Origin of the sequence: Lysobacter sp. Root983, from assembly GCF_001429345.1 — a bacterium.
Lineage (GTDB): Bacteria > Pseudomonadota > Gammaproteobacteria > Xanthomonadales > Xanthomonadaceae > Lysobacter.
Window position 1 is genome coordinate 18,787 of record NZ_LMJO01000003.1, and the last position, 17,663, is coordinate 36,449.

The window sequence follows — 17,663 nt, forward strand, 5'->3', positions numbered from 1 at the left end:
CCATGGCCGACGACCACGCCTCCGACGATATGGTCACCCAGATGGGTCTGATGCTGACCCAGCTGAAGGGCCTGCGCGGCACCTTGGAACAGGTGGCGCAGGCGACCGCGCGCTATGCCGGATTCGCCTTCGCCGAGGCGTTTACGCCCAGCGGCCGCTTCGGCGCGCCGCCGATGCGCGGCGGCGCCTTGCTGGTGCACGTCAACAACCTGCGCGACCTGGTCGCCAGCAGTGGCGTGGCCGGCTTCTTCGAAGGCCTGCTCGGCGGCATCGGCCGCTTCTTCGGCGGCCTGTTCGGCGGATTGATCGGCGGCACCATCGCGGGCGTGGCCTTGCCGGTGATGATCTGGAAGATCGATTCCATCGTCACCAAGCTGCAGGACATCCTCAAGCGCCTGGGCATAGGCGGCGACGACAAGAAGCCCGCCGCGGCCGCCAAGAAGGGCGCCGGCAAAGCGCTCACGCCGACCGAGGCCGCGGTGGCGGCGGCCGACGCCGAGCCGACCGCCACGGTCGCGGGCGCGCCCCTGACCGATCAGATTGGCGAATTCCGCGAAATCCTGAATCTGCTCACCGGCCTGTTCGAGGCCGCCGGCAGCGGCGGCGGCAGTGGCGGCGGCTCGCCCGCGCCCGAGCGACTGCAGGCCTCGCTGACGCCGCAGCACGAGCGCTGGATGGCCATGCTGCAGTCGGTGGAGACCACCGTAGGCGGCGTGACCCGCATCATCAACGGCCTGATCATCCTGGTGCCGATGCTGGTGGGCAGCATCGCTTTGCTGTTCGACAAGCTCGACACCTTCAAGCTGGCGGTGGTCGAAATCCTGCAGTTCCTGGTACGCAACGTGTTGTTGTTGCGCGGCGTGGTGCTGGTGACCGTGTTCGACCTGCTAGGCGTGGTCGCACGCCTGGCCGCCGGACTGGCCCAGGTCATCGGCCAGATGGTCCAGGGCATCCTGGGCAGCCTGTTCGATATCGCCGGCACGGTGCTGGAAGGCGCGCTGGCGGTGTTCCAGTTCCTGGCCGGCGGCCTGCAGCGCACCGTCAACGGCATGCTGCGCTGGTTGGTCGACACCTTGTTCATCGTGCTCGCGCGCTTCAGCGACCTTCGCGTGTTCCGTTTGATCACCCACCTGATCCAGGTCCTGCCGGCGGTGCTGCCGCCGCTGTACGAACTGCTGCGCGACAAATCGACCAGCGCGGGTGGCACCCCGGTCAGCGCACCGCTGACCGGCACCCAGATCAAGGCCCTGACCGATGCCGCCGCCCTGCCCTTGCCGGGCCCGATCACGCCTTCGACCACGTTGCCTTCGACCCTGATGCCGGCCATGCCCGATCCGGCCGCGTTGGCCGCGCCGCCCGCCGCGCTGGTGAGCCTGCGCGCGCAGATGGATGCGCTGCGCACCGGCCTGCTCGACGGCGTGCGCGACTTGGCCGGCAGCGTCGCCACTGGCTTCGGCCTGTTGTCGGATCGCTTCGATCAACTGATCTCGACCGAACTGGACCGCAGCCGCAGCGATTACGCCACCAACTTGAACGCGGTGCGCCAGCGCTCGGCCGAATTCGCCGGCGCCTTCGCCGAGGCCGAACGCGCGGTGCGCGAGCGCCCGGAGACGGGCCTGGAAGCGATCGCGCGCGCCTACGAGCAATGGCTGTCCGGCAACGGCCTGGCCACGCTGCTCGATCAGATCACCCGCCAGTTCTCCAGCACCCCGGCCACCGCCGGCGACTCCATCCCCGGCCGCATCGTCGGCGAAGCCGTCGACCGCCCGCGCGCCTCGATCGAAATTCAGGAAGTGATCATCGACCTGACCGCGGCCACGGTGGCCGGCGGCGACGGTCCGGTCGCCGCCTTGCCCGCTCCCGAAGTGCTGTACGCGCAATTGCTCGCCTATCAGCGCGAACTCGCCCAGCGCGGTTCCGACGACCCCGCCTTGATCACCGCCTGAGCCCACGGAACCGGAGACGCGCCATGGCCTACGGATACCTCGCCTGCTGGAACAGCCTGCCGCCGCTGGTGTTTCGCTTTCAATTCAATCCCGAGGCGCTGACCGAGAAGCGCGCCTACAAGTACACCGACGTCGAAAACTTCGGCAATTGGGCCTTCGACAAGACCTCCGCGGCGATGAGCGCCAGCCAGCCCTGGTACGTGAAGCTGGCGACCGCGCCGGCCGGCGCGCTCGAGGACCTGAAGGAGTTCGGACCGCAGCTGGTGCGCACGCATCCGCTGGAGGCCGGTTGCGGTGAGGCCCGCACCTTCGCCCTGGATTTCGTGCTCGACGGCGCGGTGCGCCCGGAAGGTTCGACCTCGGACGTGGGCAACCTCTACGACGGCGACATCTCGCCGGACCTGGCCCTGCTGCGCTCCTTCGTCAATCCCGGCGTCGACGTCGGCAGCCTGGTCGAGTGGATCAGCAGCGGCTTCGAAAAGACCTTCGCGCCGCCGCTGTGCACGCTGATCTACGGCGGCATCAACACCGACTGCGTGATGGAAAACCTGAGCATCAAGATCACCCGCTTCAACGCCGATACCTCGCCGGCGCGCGCCGAGATCAGCGTCAGCCTCAAGCAGCAGACCAAGGCGATTTCGCCGCTGGTCGAAACCATCGAGCGCTACGTCAACGTCGCCCGAACCATGGGCCGCTCCGGCTACGGCATGGACTACGTCAACGTGCTGCCGGGTGCGTCGGTCATCAAACACATCTTCGATCTCTGAGCAGGAGCCCCCATGCCCGTTTCCGCACGATCGCGATACGCCCGCCTGGCGCCGATGCAGGCCCCCGACGCCGACGGCGAGCCGCGCACCGGCCTGCCGATCCGTCGCCACGAGAGCGTGCCCGCCAGTTCGGCGCGCTATGCGCACCTGGTCACCGGCGCCGAGTCGCTGGAGTATCTGGCATGGCGCTATCAGGGCTCCAGCGAAGGCTGGTGGCGCCTGGCCGACGCCAATCCGCTGCGTTTCCCGCTGGAGTGGCGCCCGGGCGACAAGCTCGACATCGCCTCCGGCGGCAGCGCCCCGGGTCTGGTCGAACGCGACCGGCGCTTCTGAGGACGCGCCATGAGCGACAGCCGCCAACCGTACAAGCGCGTGCACCTGCAGGGCATCGACATCAGCGCCAACGTGCGCAGCGCCGAAGTCGAGGACAACGATCGCCTGATCGACAAGGCGGTGGTGGTGCTCAACGACCCCAGCGGCAGCGGCAGCGAAGCGCCGCGCGAGGGCAACACCTTGCTGGTCGACCTGGGTTGGGGCGAGAACCACGCGGTGTTGTTCGAAGGCGAAGTCACTCAGATCGCGAACGCGGCCGCGGGCTGCAATCCCAAGCAGCTCACCATCACCGCGCTGGACCTGTCCTACCGCATCCGCAAGCGCCCGTTCCGCGCCACCCACCACGTCGGCACGCTGAGTTCGATCCTGCGCGCCCTCGTCACCCGCGAGCCCACCACCGGCATCGCGGTCGGCCAGATCGAGCCCAGCCCGGATCCGGAGTTCACCGAAGCCGCGCCGCTGCGCCAGACCACCCAGAACGACTGGGACTTCATCGTGCTGTTGGCGCGTCGCTACTCCTGCCGCGCCTTCGTCGAATACAACGGCGGCGCCTCCAAGTTCTATTTCATTCCGCTCGCGCGCCTGACCGAGGGCGAGGCGATGGGCACCTTGGCCGCCACCGGCATGGCCGGGCGCATCACCCGCTTCTCCTACGAGCGCACCGCCAGCGCCGCTTCGCCGCGACGCAGCACCGCGACCGTGGATCCGCTCACCGGCGACACCGTCACCACCACCGCGCCACCGCCGCCGGCCGAGCCCGCGCATGCGCCCAGCGAGACCGTCGCCGAAGCCGGCGGACCCGCGCTGGACAGCGCGCTCAGCGTCGCCGGCGAAGCCACCGAAACGCCGCAAAGCCAGCGCCCCGAGACCTTCACCCCCGGCACGCCCTCCAGCGCCGCGCGCGCGACCAGCGACGCCGCCCAGGACCCGACCATGGCGCTGGGCTTCACCGCCCGCGGCGCCTGCGTGGGCACGGTGATGTTGCGCGCCAAGGGCGCGGTCGACGTCACCGGCATCAGCGGCTGGGGCGCGGGGCGCTGGTACGTACGCAAGGTCAAGCACACGGTGCGCACCAGTTCCGGCGGCGGGATGTCGCCTGGCTACACCTCCGAATTCGAACTCACCCGCTAGGACGCCATGAACGCCATCCACCGCCATGCCGAACGCTGGTACGGAAAATACAGCGGCACCGTCACCGGCAACGAAGACCCGGACAAGCAAGGCTGCGTCCTGGTCAACGTGCCGGCGATCTTCGGCACCGAACTCGCGGTCAACGCGCGCCCCTGCTTCCCCTACGGCCACTTCTTCGTGCCGCCGGTGGGGGCCAAGGTGTGGGTGGAGTTCGAAGGCGGCGATCCCGAGTTCGCGATCTGGGTCGGCACCTGGTACCCCAAGACCGCGACGCCAGAGGAGAGTCGGGTCACGCCGCCCGACAACCGCGTGATTCAGACCGCCAGCGGCCACACCATCGAACTCAACGACACCGACGGCGGCGCCAAGGTCGTGATCCGCCACAAGGACAACTCCTTCCTGGCCATCGACGACAAGGGCAGCGTGGTGGTGTCGAACAAGAGCGGCTCGACGCTCTATCTCAACGCCGACAAGGGCGAAGCCTCGCTGATGTCCGAGCAAGGCCACGTACTGGCGATGAACGCCGATGGCGTGGTGCTGATGAACAAGGACGGCGCCAGCCTCGACCTCACCGGCGACACCGTGCGCATCACCGCGGCCAATATCCTGCTCGAAGGCACCACGGTATCGGTGGGTTCCGGCGCCAGCGAACCGACCCTGCTGGCCAAGCAGTTCGACATTCTGTGGAAGCAGTTCATGTTCCACACCCATCCGTCCGCGATGGGTCCGACCGGTCCGGCCACGCCGCCTGCGATGTTGGTGCCGCAACAGCACTTCAGCGCTTCGGTGCTGGTGAAGTGAGGAGACCGCGCGCATGAGCCGCTGCAGCTTCCCCGAACTGCCGATCCCGCTGTCGCTGCCGCCGTTGCCGCCGCTGCCGCTGCCGCCGGCGTTGCCGTCGATGCCGGCGCTGCCCGCCTTGCCGTCCCTGCCGGGACTGGCGCTGCCGACGCTGCCGATCGCGATCACCCTGCCGCCGTTACCGCCGCTGCCGGTGCCGCCTTCGCTGCCGGCGCTGCCGGAGTTGCCGGCCTTGCCGGATCTGCCGGGACTGACGCTGCCGACCTTGCCGATCGCGATCACCTTGCCGCCGCTGCCGCCCCTGCCCGTACCGCCTTCGCTGCCCGCGTTGCCGGCGCTGCCCACCCTGCCGCCCTGCCCGCTGGACTGATGCCATGGCCCTGGACCGCAACACGCTCGAATCGACGCTGGCCGCGACTTTGCGCACCAATTTCCAGAAGGGTGTGGACGAGGAATGGAGCGGCGACGATGCCGCCGACGCGATGGCCAAGGCCATCGCCGACGTCGTCCATGCCTACGTGGTCGGCGCGCGCGTGACCGGTGTGCAGTCGCAAGTACGTGATAACGGCAACGTGCCGATAGGAACCGCCACCCAAACCGGCGAAGTCGGACTGAGCTGAGGAGCACTAGCGACATGGACAACGTCATGGGTTTCGCCTTTCCCTTCGCCCTTTCCGACGGCGGCGTGCAGCGCGCCAACGGTCAGGACAAGATTCGCCAGAACATCCGCGCGCTGCTGGCCACGCGCTTCGGCGAGCGCGTGATGCTGCGCGAGTACGGCACCCGCATCCACTCGCTGGTGCACGACCCCAACGACGACGTCATGGCCACCCTGGTCAAGCGCCAGCTGCAGGAATGCCTGCTGGCCTGGGAACCGCGCGTGCTGGTCACCAACGTCGCCTTCGAACGCCGCGAGGCCGAGCTGTACGTGCGCCTCGACTACACCCACACCAGCGAACCCAGCACGGATTCGCTGCTGGTCCCGTTGGCCTGAGCAAGGAGCGCCGTCATGGCCGTCACCGATCCGTTGCCGCCGGCGATCGATTACACCAACAAGGACTACGCGTCCTTGCGCCGCGCCATGCTCGATCTGGCGCGCCTGCGCCTGCCCGAGTGGACCGACCACACCCCGTCCGATCTGGGCGTGGTGCTGACCGACATGGTCGCCTACGTCGGCGACGTGATCCTGTACTACCAGGACCGCATCGCCAGCGAACTGTTTCCGGGCACCGCGCGCGAACGCCGCAGCGTGCTGCAGCTGCTGCGCCTGATCGGCTACGAACCCACCCCGCCGCTGCCCGCGCGCGCCGACCTGCTGCTGACCTTCTCGGTGCCGGTGGGCCCGGCGGTGATCGCGATCCCCAGCGGCGCGCAGTTCATCGCCAGCCAGCCCAGCGACGATCCGGCGACCTTCGAATACCTGGGCCCGGCGCTGTCCATCGATCTGCATTCGGATCAGGTCCTGCCCGGCGCGGTCGCCGGCCAGGCCCAGTTCGTGCTGCCGGTCTCGCACAGCCGCAGCCTGCCGCCGACCCTGCTCGGCTCGTCCAGCGGCGAGCCCAACCAGAGTTTCCGCCTGCCGCACAAGCCGCCGATCCTGGAAAGCCTGGTGGTCGAAGTCGACGAAGGCGCGGGCTGGGTGCGCTGGGACCGCCGCGACAACTTCCTCTACAGCACCGGCCCCGACGGCCGCACCCTGCTGTCCACGCGCGACTCGCGCGACTACATCTGCCAGTTCGACGAGAACGACGCCTGCGCCATCCTGTTCGGCGACAACGTGTTCGGACGCGTGCCGCCGCGCGGCACCAACAACGTGCGAGCGACCTGCCGCGTCGGCGGCGGCGTGCGCGCCAACGTGGCCGCCAACACCATTACCCGCGCGGTCACCGTGCTGCCCAACCTGCTGGCGGTGACCAACCCGGCCCCGGCCGCGGGCGGCAGCGCCGCGGAAAGCAGCGAGATCGCGGTGCGCAACGGCCCCATGGTCTATCGCAGCGGCCGCCGCGCCGTAACGCCCGACGATTGCGTCGCCCTCGCCCACCACGCCGGCGGCGTGGCCAAGGCGCGCGCGCGCGCCCGCAACTGGAATCAGATCGACCTGATCGTCGCCCCGCAGGGCGATAGCTGGCGTCCGGTGCCGGAGGCGCTGCGCACCGCGCTGTTGGCCTACTTCGAGGACAAGCGCATGGCCGGCACCCAGTTGCGCGTGCTCGACGCCAGCCCGGCGCCGGTCGCGATCGCGATGACGGTGCGCTACGACGCGCGCTATCAGGCCGATCCGCTGCGCCAGCAGATCGCCGACACGGTGGCGCGCTACCTCGCCTACGACGCGGTCGATTTCGGCCAGGCCCTGTACCCCAGCGACCTGTTCGCGCTGATCGAGGCGATACCCGGGGTGCTGTCTCTGGATATCTACCGCTTCAACCGCGCCGACCAGCCCGCCTCGACCCTGGACGACGATCTGCGCCGCTACGACCTGCCGTCGATGGCCGAGCTGCCGGACTTCATCCGCAACGCCCTGATCTCGCGCAGCGCGGTCGCCAGCCGCGTCGACGTCGGGCCCTACGAGCTGCCGGTGCTGTCGCAGCTCGAACTCAGCCTGCAGATCGGCTGAGGGGGCCGGCGTGATCATCGACCGCTTCATCGCAGAATCCGACCTGGTCGCCCGCCGCGTGCGGGTGTGCTGGACGCTGACGCCGGGTCCGGGCGAGACGCTGGCCGACGCGCCGCGGCAGACGCTGCGGCGCAAGACGCGCGATTTCGAATTCCCGCAGCCGCCGCTGGCGCCCGATCCTTACCTCGTTTACGACAGCGCCGCGTTCCCGCCGACTCCCGGTGGCGGCATCAGCGTGATCGATCTGCCGGCCTGGGAAGAACGCGACGGCGCCGAGCGCATCGTGTTCGAGGCGATCAGCGTCGCCCAGGACGTCGGCGGCCAGCCGCTGGAGCGCGTGCGCCGCATCGTCGCCACCAGCTACGGCGCCGACGGCCAGCCGCTGCGGCGGCGCATCGAGATCGTCGATGGTGGCGACGCGCCGCTGTCGCTGACGCCCGGCGACGCCTGCTACTACCAATTGTTCAGCGCGGCCTTCGATCCGGTCGAGGCGCAGCGCCATCGCGCGATCGCCACGCCGGCGGCGCCGCACGGCCTCAACCGCACCATGTACGACCTGCTACCGGCCGTGCATCGCCAGTTCGACGTCAACCTGCGTCCGACCACGCCAGGTTCCGAGGCGATCCCGGAAATGGCCGCGCGTTCGGGCCAGCTGCGGCGCCTGCTCGACGTCTACGGCGCGTCCATGGACAGCGCGCGCAGCTCGGCCGAAAACCTGTGGGACCTGCACGACATCGACCGCGTCGACGGCCGCCGTCTGCCGCAACTGGCGGGCTGGTTGGGCTGGCGCCTGGGCGATGCCGATGCGCTGCCGCTGGCGCGCAACGAACTCAAGGCCACGCCGCGCCTGTACGAATCGGTGGGCACGGTGACGTCGGTCGGCGCCCTGGTCACGCGTTACACCGGTTGGACCACGCGCACCGCCGAGTTCGTGCAGCACCTCGCGCGCAGCAACCACGCGCCGCGTTATCAGATCCATGCAAGCGTGCCGGCGGGAGCGAGCTGGCGTTCGCCACTGGACGCGGCCGCCCTGCTCGGCTTCGGCGCCGGCAACGACGAAGCCTTCGGCGTCGGCCCGGCGCCGGCGACCCTGGTCGGCAACGTCGCCGGCCCTTACGCGATCTTCCCCGGCGCCGAACTCAGCATCGCCGTCGACGGCGGCGCTTCGTTCCGGGTACGTCTGGGCGCGTCGGCCTTCGCCAATCCAGCCGCGGCGACCGCGGCCGAAGTCGCGGCCGCGATCGCGGCGGTCGCCAGCGACATCGTCGCCGACGCGGTCGGCGGCCAGGTCCGGCTGCGCACGCGCAGCGTCGGTCCGGAATCGCAGATCAACGTCAGCGCGCGCGAAAGCGAAGCGCTGACCCTGGACGCAGCCGGCGGCGATCGTCTCGCCGCCGCCGCCGATGCGCTGGGCCGCGTGCGCGTGTTCGCCAGCGACGCCGCGAGCGCGCCCGACCCGGATCAACGCGAAGGCGAGCGCGCGCCTTACGGCGGCCTGGTCTGCAAGACCTGGGACGCCGGCCAATGGCGCGGCGCGACCCGCTTGCTGTCGACGCGACCTGGCGACGACGCCGCGGTCGCGCATCCGGCCGCGGCTACCCTGGCCGACGGCCGCGTGTTCCTGGCCCGTGTCGAAGCGGCCGAGAGCGCCAACGCGCGCGTGCGCTGGAGCTTGGGCAGTTCGCGTCCGCGCTTGCCTGCCGTGCTGCAAGGCCGCCAGCTGCCGCGTTTCCGCCTGGTGGTCGGCACCCGTCTGACCCTGCGCACCGCCGGCGCCAACGACGTATTCCAGGTCAACGCGGTCGATTACGCCAATCCCGCGCTTGCGACCACGGCCGAAGTGGTCGCCGCGATGAACGCGCAACTCACCCAGGCCGTCGCCAGCCCAGCCGGCGACGGTTCGATCCGCCTGACCAGTACCGCGGTGGGTCCGACCGCTCGCTTGTCGGTCGACCTCGCGCTGTCCAGCACCGCGCGCGCGCTCGGCTTCGCCCACGCCACCGCGCCCAGTTTCGGCAGTTGGGACGACACCCTCGATCTGACGCCCGCGCAGACCTTGCCCGCACTCACCCCGGGCAGGCCGACCGAACTCAGCGCGCTCGCCTCCGGCGATGGCGCCGTGCTGGCCTGGAGCGAACACGCCGACGGCCGCTGGCGTCTGCGCGCCAGCGCCTGGCTGGGCGCGTTCGATGCGATCGCAACGGTCAACGGCCTGGCCTTGCGCGGCGAGAACGGCACGGTCAACGTGCTCGACAGCGCCGACGGCCTGCCCAGCGACAACGTGCGCCATTGCCTGGTCGACGGCCTGGGCGCGCTCTGGGTCGCCACCGACGCCGGCGTCGCGCGCCGCCGCGGCAACCTCACCTGGCAGGCCTTCGACATCGGCGACGGCCTGTCCAGCGACGACTGCCGCCGCTTGCTGCAGAGCGACGACGGCGCAGTGTGGGTCGCCACCGACACCGGACTGTCGCGCGTCGCCGCCAACGGCGCGATCACCACGTTGGACGTCGGCGACGGCCTGGCCGACAACGACGTGCGCGCGCTCGCGCTGGCCGCGGACGGCGCGCTCTGGATCGCCACCGCCGCCGGCCTCAGCCGACTCGATCGCAACCTCAGCTTCGCCAATACGCTGGCGCCCGATCTGCCCAGCGACGACGTGCGTGATGTCGCGCTCGCCGCCGACGGCCGCGTCTGGGCCGCCACCGCCGCCGGCATCGCCGAGCGCAGCGCCGCCGGCGTGTGGTCCACGCTGGCGCCGCCGCTGGCGATCGGCAACGACGTGCGCGGTCTGGCCTACGCCGACAACGCCTTGTGGATCGCCGCCGCCAGCGGCGTGTGGCGGCGCGCGGCCGATGGCGCCTGGCGCGGCTGGTCGCTGGCCGACGGCCTGCCCAGCGTCGATGCGCGCGCCATCGGTGTCGACGGTGCCGGCAATGCCTGGGTCGCCACCGGCAACGGCGCCGCGCGTATCGATCGCAACGATGCGGTCATCGCCGTGCGCAGCGCGCAGGGCCTGCCCAGCGACGACGTCAGCGCCTGGTCGTCGCCGTGGTCGGGCGCGATCGCGATCAGCGACGGCGGCGCGGCCGCCGGCGCACGCGGCGATCGCGAACCCTATCTGCTGCGCGAAGCCGGCGGCACGGTGCTGCTGCTGTGGTCGCGCTGGCTGTCCGGCGCCGCCGGACAAGACCGCCGCGCGTTGCGCGCGCGTCGCTACGACCCGGTGGCGCTGAGCTGGGGCCCGATCGCCGACGTCACCACCCCGCCCGCGCCCGGCGCCGCCGATGTGCAGCCGTCCGCGCTAGCGCTGGGTGGCGGCGGCACCCGCGTGTTCTTCAGCAGCGACCGCAACGGCGGGCGCAGCCTGTGGGAAGTGTCCTTGAGCGCGGCCCTGGTCGCGGCCGCGCCGATCGCCCTGCCCTGGGACGAGAACGCGCGCATCGCGCCGCTGCCGCTGATCCTGCCCGTGGCCGGGTTGACCCTGTTGCACCGCTGCGATGCGTCGACCGCGCTGGACCAGCTGGCGCCGATCCTGGCCGGCGCGGCGCCGACCGCCGCGCCCACACGCGTGCCTGAAGCGGCGACGTTGCGCCGGCACAGCAACACCATCACCCCGCGCATGGCCGAAACCGCGCGCAACACCCGCCACCATCAATGGGGCGACCTGCTCGCGTACACGCCGCATCGGCCGCTGGGCGGCGACGACGAACCGCCGCTGTCGCCCAACGAGTTCTACACCCGCGGAACGCTGGGCTTGTACGTGACGCGCGGCCGCTTCGGCCAGGCGCTGACCGTGGCCAATGCCGCGCGCCTGAAACAGCTGCTGGCCGAATTCCTGCCGATCAACTTGCGCGCGGTGATCGTGCTGGCGCCGTCGCTGACCACCGAGGTTCTGTACGCGCCGGGCGCGGATCTCAGCGATTCCTATCTGGACGACTACCCCTTCGTCGAACAGTTCCTCGATCTGGCCGACTCCACCAGCGCCGCGCTGCCCGACTGGGTACTGCTGCTGAGCAACCAGGTCGCCAGCGTCAGCGCCAATCCGACCAACCTGACCACCTTGCGCCGCCGCACCTACTTCCCACCGCCGGTCTGAGCGCGTGCGTTCGCGCAGCGATCCAGCAGGCCTACCACCGAACACGCTCATCGAAGGAATCGAATTATGGACACGGACACCCGGATGCCCCTGCCGCAAGGCATGTACCGCGACGTGCTGCGCGACGCCGACGGGCGCGTGATCTGGGACCGCGGCTGGGCCAAGAACGCGATCCTCACCGATTGCCGGCGTTTGCTCGCCGCCTTCATGGGCGGCACACCGGGCGCCACGCTCGGCATTCAGGGCCTGGCGGTCGGCGCCGGCCTCGCCTCCTGGGACCAGGTGCCGCCACCGCCGCCGACCGGCAACGAAACCGGACTCACCGATCCCTCGCCCTTCGTGGTGCCGGCGGCGAATCTGGATTTCACCTTCATGGACGGACCGGTGCCTTCGGCCACGCCGACCAATCGTCTGCAAATCGTCGCCACGCTCGGCCCCAACGTACCGCCGTGGCCGAACGGCAGCCACGCCAGCGGCAACCTGCGCGAGTTCGGCTTGATCGCCCAACTCGGCGGCGCGCCGACGCAAATCAATCTCGTGCGCCATCCGGTGGTCGCCAAAGACCCGGCCAGCACGCTCGAACGCACCATCTGGCTCGTGTTCTGACACGACCACACGACGGGGACACGCCATGGCCATCATCTCGCCCAACACTTTCGATCCGATCCGCCGCTACGTCAGCGTGCGCCTGGCCCAGGGCGTGCCCCTGGCCGACGCCGACTGGAACGAAGGCGACGACATGCGTCGCTACGAGCTGCGCGCCTTCCTCCGCTGGTTCGTCGGCGACGGCGTGCCGGTCGGCAACGACGGCTTCCGCATCGCCGCGATCAATTCCGCCACCAGCTTCACCATCGTCGCCGGCGGCGGTCCGCAACCGCTGCAGGCCGGGCGCATGCTGGTCGACGGCATGGAGGCCTTCATCACCGCCGACATCGGCTTCAGCGCGCAGCCGCTGCACGCCGGCCAGGCCGGCGCCGCCGCGCTCGCCGCGAGCTGGGGCGTGCCGGTGATCGCCGCACTGCCGGCGCCGCCGGTCGCGCCGGCCACGCGCACCCTCACCGTCTATCTGGACGTGTGGGAACGCCTGGTCACCCTGGCCGAGGATCCGGCACTGGTCCTGCCCGGCCTGGGCACCGAAACCTGCTCGCGCCTGCGTCGCGAATGGGCGGTGCGCGTGCGTACCGGCGCCGCGCCGCCGGTCAACGGCGACCCCGATTTCATCGCCGGCCACAGCTACGCCGCGCTGGCCACGATCACCCAGACCTCGGCCGGCATCATCGACGCGCCGGCGGTGGTCGATCGCCGCCGGCGCGGCATCTCGCTGCCGTCGCAGATGGACTTCAACCAAGTGCTGTCCGACACCTTCGGCGGCGGCTATTCGGTCAACGGCAGCGGCGTGCCGCAACTGCCGTATCCGATGCGCGACGTGATCAACGCCATGCTGCGCGAACGCCCGGCCGCGGTCGGGCCGACCACCGTGCTCAACGCCGGTCCCTACAACACCCCGACCGCGGTGATCGATGCCAGCGGCGTGCCGTGGGTGTTCTGGGTGCGCGTGAACGGCCCCAACCGCTTCCTGTCCTTCAGCCGCCGCATCGCCGGGGTGTGGACGCCGCCCGCCGACGCCTTCCAGTTCACCGGCGTGCTCAGCGTGAGCAGCCTGGCGGCGGCCGCGCAATCCAACGGCACGATCCGCGTGTTCTACTCCGCGCTGTCCGGCAACAACCGCATCTTCAGCCGCGCCTTCACCGGCGCCTGGGGCCCGGAGGAACTGGTCGACTCGATCGATCAGAACTCCCAGGTCAGCGCGGTCACCGATCAGACCGGCACCATCATCGTGGTCTGGCGCCGCGACACCGCTGGCGTGTTCACCGCGCAGAGCGTGCGCTATCCCCTGGGCGGCGCCGCCGGCGCGGTCACCAACGCCGGCACCATGGTGCGGCCCGGCGATCACGCCATCACCATCGATCCCACCGGCGCGCCGCAACTGGTCTACGTGCAGGAGCCCAATCCCACGGGCCCGAACTGGAGCGTGTTCACCAAGCGCTTCATCGCCAACGCCTGGGAAGCCAACTTCACCGACTCCACCCTGACCGTCCCGGTCACCACCTTCATCGACCTGGCCGCGGGCTACACCGCCGACGGCTCGCTGTGGTTGTTCTATTCCACCGTGAGCGCCCCCGGCTTCAGCACCTTGCGCGCGCGCCGGCTGGTGCTCGGCGTAACCGAAACCCGCGAACTGCTGCCGCCGCAGCAGACCGCACGCTTCCCCAGTCTCGCGGTCGACGCCGCCGGCAACGCCGGCCTCTACATCCAGAACGGCGCCCTGCTCCAGCAGGTCGGCCTGGTCCAGCACATCTGAGCGAAAGGAGCTCCTCATGAAACGTCAACTTCCGCTATGGCGGGCCTGGGCGATGATGCTCGCCCTGTTCGTCGGCACCGACGCGGTCGCGGCTACGGCCAGCCCCAACGTCACCGCCGCCAGTACCTCCGAGCCCAAGCTCAACGGCACCGGCGACGCCTGGGTGCCGTTCACCAACGCGCTCGGTTTCCCCAACTCGAGCAAGTCGATCAAGGTCTTCTACTTGTCCGACGATCTGGCGGTGTACCCGCTCAACGGCGCCGCCGCGACCGTGCAGCTACGCGCCAAGACCGGCGGCCCGATGATCAACTGCACTTTCAACGCAGGCGTCCCGGTGCTCAGCGGCACCAACGGCGGCACCTGTACCTTCCGCATCATCAACACCGCCGGCCAGGTCGACACGCTGGAGATTTTCCATCTCGGCATGCTTGCGGGCGACATCCGCGTCACCGCCACCGGCATCACCGCCAGCGGCGGCGGCAACACCGTCGATGCCTACGACAGCGACACCGTGATTCCGGGCTCGAAGCCGACGCCCGCACTGGGCCCGCCGCTGTCGCGCCTGCCCGCACGCCTGGTGCTGGTGTTCGACAAGTCCGGCTCCATGGCCTGGTCGTCCAAGCTCAACGGCGACCCGGTCTGCGGCGCGTTGTACTCGCCCAATCCCGACTGCCAGCGCTGGAAGGTGCTGCGGCGCGCGACCGAACAGATGATCTCGGTGGCTAAGGCCTATCAACTGCCGACTGATAAGTTGGGCGTGGTGTTCTTCGACAACGACGCGACCAACACCGGCGGCATCGCCGCGATGAGCACCGTCAATCTGGATGCGGTGCTGAGCGAAATCGACAAGCCGGCGCATCAGCCCGGCGGCGGCACCTCGATCGGCGACGGCATCGCGAACCTGAATTCGGATCTGGTCGGCGGCGATAACGCCAACTTCAACAACACCATGCTGCTGTTCACCGACGGCGCCCAGAACACCAGCAAATTCCTGGTCTGGGACGGTCTGGACCTGCGCGTCAATACCAACAACAGTCCGATCGGCGGCGACTTGGTGCGTCCGGCCGGCAAGCAGCTGAGCCTGTGCCCGTTCCGCCTGCGCCTGGACGATCCCAGCGACCCGGACTCGAGTTCGCTGCTGCAGAACATCGCCAACTACAGCGGCTGCGGCGCGCTCAACATCGAGACCACGCTGGACAATCCGCCCGCCGGCGCGATCCAGTATTTCCTGCAGGTGCTGGCCGACACCCTGATCGGCGACAAGCTGGAACTGCTGCACACCGACAAGGGCGAGCAGGCCGCGCCGTCCGGTGCCATCGCACCGCCGCCGCTGGACATGAGCTTCAAGACCAGCAAGAAAGATCTGGCCTTCACCATCCTGCTGGGCTGGGACCAGGCCTTCCAGGCCGACGGACGCCCCAACATCAAGCTCAGCAAGGACGGCGTCGACTTCGATCCGCTGCATAACCCGCATTTCACCATCAGCGGTGGCGCCGGCCATGTCGCCTTGACTCTGCGCGCGCCGTTCTGCGACGCGCACGGCAAGTGCGTGTCCAGCGACGGCGATTGGAAAATGCGCGTGGCCCGCACCCTGCCGCGCGGTCTTGGCCACTGGAACCTGTTCGTGATCGGCGACAACGCCAGCATCGTCTCGCGCTACAACGTCGGTCAGACCAAATCCGGCATCGGCGAGCCGCTGCAGCTCAAGGCCACCCTGACCGAAGGCGGCAAGCCGCTGGTGGGGCTGCCCGCCGGCACGGTGCGCGCCTTCATTTCCGGTCCCGCACTGAGCTTGGGCAACATCCTCTCCGACGGTAAGGCCAAGGCGGGCGAAGCACCCCAGGGCGACGCGCTCAGCGCCTCCGGTTTGAAGCTGCAGGCCATGCTGGCCGACCCGGCACAGCGCGACAAGATCCTGAAGGCCCTGGAACTCGGCGCCGAGAAGGGCATCGAGCTGAAGGAAACCAGCCCCGGCGTCTATACCGGCGAGTACCCGGCCACGCTGGCCGAAGGCGTGTATCAGGTCACCTACCGCATCGACAGCACCAGCTCGGACAACGGCGCCTTCACCCGCGTCTTCACCACCGACCACTACGTGCAAGTGGCGCCGGATCCCGCCGCCACCGCCAAGACCATCAAGCACGAGCCCGCACGCACCTGCCCCTCCACCCACGCAGGCGGTTGCATCAAGCTGACCCTGACGCCGGTCGACGGCAAGGGCAACCGCGTCGGTCCCGGCAAGTCGACGAGCTTCCAACTGGTGCAGCCCTTCGAGGGCGCCATCGTCGGCGATGTCACCGACAATCTCGACGGCAGCTACAGTCTGGTGATCGGCTACAACAAGAAGGGCATGGCGCCGCCGGTGTTGCGCATCGACGGCCAAACCCTGACCCTGCCCGACGCGGTCGGTACCGGCGGCAAGGGCGGTGGCGGCAAGCTCACCGGCGACGGCGACAAGCCGATCTGGCAGCAGTGGTGGGTCTGGCTGATCGCCCTGCTGGTGCTGCTGGTGCTGATCCTGCTGATGCGGCGCAAGTAAGCCGTCTTGGGGGGCGCGAGCCGCGCCCTATAGGATACGAAGACGCCGCGAGTTATCGCGGCGTTTTCATTTATCACTTCGCGGTCAAGGTGAAAACGAGGTGCTTTGACGCTAGTCGACCTCCCCAACGGCAAGCTCCGTCCAAATGAGTATTCCGACCAGAGCGCCCACCGTCAGAATCACAGGCATCGCCAGTACGGCCCACCAGGGCATGCGCTTGAACCGATAGGCGATGAAACTCGCCAGAACGCTGGCCGAGCCGACAGGCCACCAGAATCGCATCGAGCTGGGAAACTGTGCGGCGTCACCCGCCAGCAGTCGCCCCATGAGATACAACAGCACCGGAACGACACCCATGCCAGTGGCTAAAGCAGCTACGGCCTGCCATCGACGCTCTGGTTCAGGCCTTACATCTGGCAATCCGCTGTTTGGCGGCCGATAAGGGTCTTCCAAGAACAGTCCATCACCGATGAGGTCAGAGCGATCTTAGAACCTTCGATGCCGCTTCGGCCATAAGCTTCCTGCCCTAGGAATCGCCCGAAGCCTCCTATTCACCGCACCGGCGGCGGCAGCATGGTCTCGCCGCACACGCAGCGTCCGTTCCACAGCAGCATCTCGAAGCCCGGCGCGCATTTCAGGAACTGCTTGCAGGTGTCCACGCCGCCCAAGCTGTCCAGCGGCCCCGGGCTGCGATCGGTGCGCGGCGGCGCGTCGCCTGGCGCCGGTTGCGGCGTGCTCAGGTCGCGACAGCCGCATTCCGGCCACTCGCCCACGCCGATCTGGTTGCCCTCGGCGCAGCCGAAGTTGTTTTCGCAGGTCAGGGGCGTGCGCGGCGGAGTCACCTTCTCGCAGCCGCATTGGGGCGGCTCGCCGGTCGCGATGGTTCCTTCCGCGCAATCGACCAGCTCCGCGCAGCTGCGTTGCGCCGTGGCCGAGGGTATCGCCGCTAACGCCGTCAACCCGATCAAAAGCGCTAGCGCCGCTCGCGATCTCGTTCGCGCATTCATGCCTGGCCTCCTTGCGGCGTTTCCGCAATGACAAGGCAAACACAGAATCGCAGCGGTCGGCGCTACC

The 17,663-nt window shown here is 69.4% G+C and carries 15 protein-coding genes; 13 read left to right on the forward strand and 2 right to left on the reverse strand.

Going from position 1 to position 17,663, the window contains the following annotated elements:
• Positions 1-2: 2 nt before the first annotated feature.
• The 13 genes from ASE43_RS06715 to ASE43_RS06775 all read left to right on the forward strand — a co-directional run bounded on the left by ASE43_RS06715 (position 3) and on the right by ASE43_RS06775 (position 16,589).
• Positions 3-1,946, forward strand: coding sequence for a hypothetical protein (locus ASE43_RS06715; RefSeq protein WP_057159965.1), 1,944 nt, complete (start codon positions 3-5; stop codon positions 1,944-1,946).
• Between the two features lie 23 nt (positions 1,947-1,969).
• Positions 1,970-2,713 carry a hypothetical protein gene (locus ASE43_RS06720; RefSeq protein ID WP_056183133.1) on the forward strand — a complete coding sequence of 248 codons (744 nt, stop codon included), beginning with the start codon at positions 1,970-1,972 and terminating at the stop codon, positions 2,711-2,713.
• Between the two features lie 12 nt (positions 2,714-2,725).
• Positions 2,726-3,046 (forward strand): hypothetical protein, encoded by a 321-nt coding sequence (locus tag ASE43_RS06725; protein ID WP_157489433.1) that lies wholly within the window; start codon positions 2,726-2,728, stop codon positions 3,044-3,046.
• Positions 3,047-3,055: 9 nt separating this feature from the next.
• Positions 3,056-4,177, forward strand: a complete 1,122-nt coding sequence (locus tag ASE43_RS06730; protein WP_057159966.1) for a hypothetical protein — start codon at positions 3,056-3,058, stop codon at positions 4,175-4,177.
• Between the two features lie 6 nt (positions 4,178-4,183).
• Positions 4,184-4,978, forward strand: coding sequence for a phage baseplate assembly protein V (locus tag ASE43_RS06735; protein WP_056183123.1), 795 nt, complete (start codon positions 4,184-4,186; stop codon positions 4,976-4,978).
• Positions 4,979-4,991: 13 nt separating this feature from the next.
• Positions 4,992-5,348 (forward strand): hypothetical protein, encoded by a 357-nt coding sequence (locus ASE43_RS21720; RefSeq protein WP_056183119.1) that lies wholly within the window; start codon positions 4,992-4,994, stop codon positions 5,346-5,348.
• A gap of 4 nt (positions 5,349-5,352) precedes the next feature.
• Positions 5,353-5,598: a hypothetical protein gene (locus ASE43_RS06745; RefSeq protein WP_056183116.1), complete on the forward strand. Its 246-nt coding sequence runs from the start codon at positions 5,353-5,355 to the stop codon at positions 5,596-5,598.
• Between the two features lie 14 nt (positions 5,599-5,612).
• Positions 5,613-5,972 carry a GPW/gp25 family protein gene (locus tag ASE43_RS06750; protein WP_056183113.1) on the forward strand — a complete coding sequence of 120 codons (360 nt, stop codon included), beginning with the start codon at positions 5,613-5,615 and terminating at the stop codon, positions 5,970-5,972.
• 15 nt (positions 5,973-5,987) lie between these two features.
• Positions 5,988-7,592 (forward strand): baseplate J/gp47 family protein, encoded by a 1,605-nt coding sequence (locus ASE43_RS06755; protein ID WP_056183111.1) that lies wholly within the window; start codon positions 5,988-5,990, stop codon positions 7,590-7,592.
• Positions 7,593-7,602: 10 nt separating this feature from the next.
• Complete coding sequence (locus tag ASE43_RS06760; protein ID WP_057159967.1) at positions 7,603-11,688, forward strand: hypothetical protein; 4,086 nt, start codon at positions 7,603-7,605, stop codon at positions 11,686-11,688.
• A gap of 66 nt (positions 11,689-11,754) precedes the next feature.
• Complete coding sequence (locus ASE43_RS06765) at positions 11,755-12,294, forward strand: hypothetical protein (RefSeq protein ID WP_056183105.1); 540 nt, start codon at positions 11,755-11,757, stop codon at positions 12,292-12,294.
• 25 nt (positions 12,295-12,319) lie between these two features.
• Positions 12,320-14,050, forward strand: a complete 1,731-nt coding sequence (locus ASE43_RS06770) for a DUF6519 domain-containing protein (protein WP_056183103.1) — start codon at positions 12,320-12,322, stop codon at positions 14,048-14,050.
• A 16-nt stretch (positions 14,051-14,066) separates the two neighbouring features.
• The gene (locus tag ASE43_RS06775) at positions 14,067-16,589 is read left to right on the forward strand and encodes a vWA domain-containing protein (protein ID WP_082607149.1); all 2,523 of its coding nucleotides are present in this window, start codon (positions 14,067-14,069) and stop codon (positions 16,587-16,589) included.
• Between the two features lie 111 nt (positions 16,590-16,700).
• On the opposite strand, the gene ASE43_RS06780 is transcribed toward ASE43_RS06775, so the two are convergent.
• Together ASE43_RS06780 and ASE43_RS06785 are read right to left on the reverse strand one after the other, a co-directional pair.
• Positions 16,701-16,946, reverse strand: coding sequence for a hypothetical protein (locus ASE43_RS06780; RefSeq protein WP_057159969.1), 246 nt, complete (start codon positions 16,944-16,946; stop codon positions 16,701-16,703).
• A gap of 194 nt (positions 16,947-17,140) precedes the next feature.
• The gene (locus ASE43_RS06785) at positions 17,141-17,431 is read right to left on the reverse strand and encodes a hypothetical protein (RefSeq protein ID WP_157499706.1); all 291 of its coding nucleotides are present in this window, start codon (positions 17,429-17,431) and stop codon (positions 17,141-17,143) included.
• Positions 17,432-17,663: the final 232 nt, after the last annotated feature.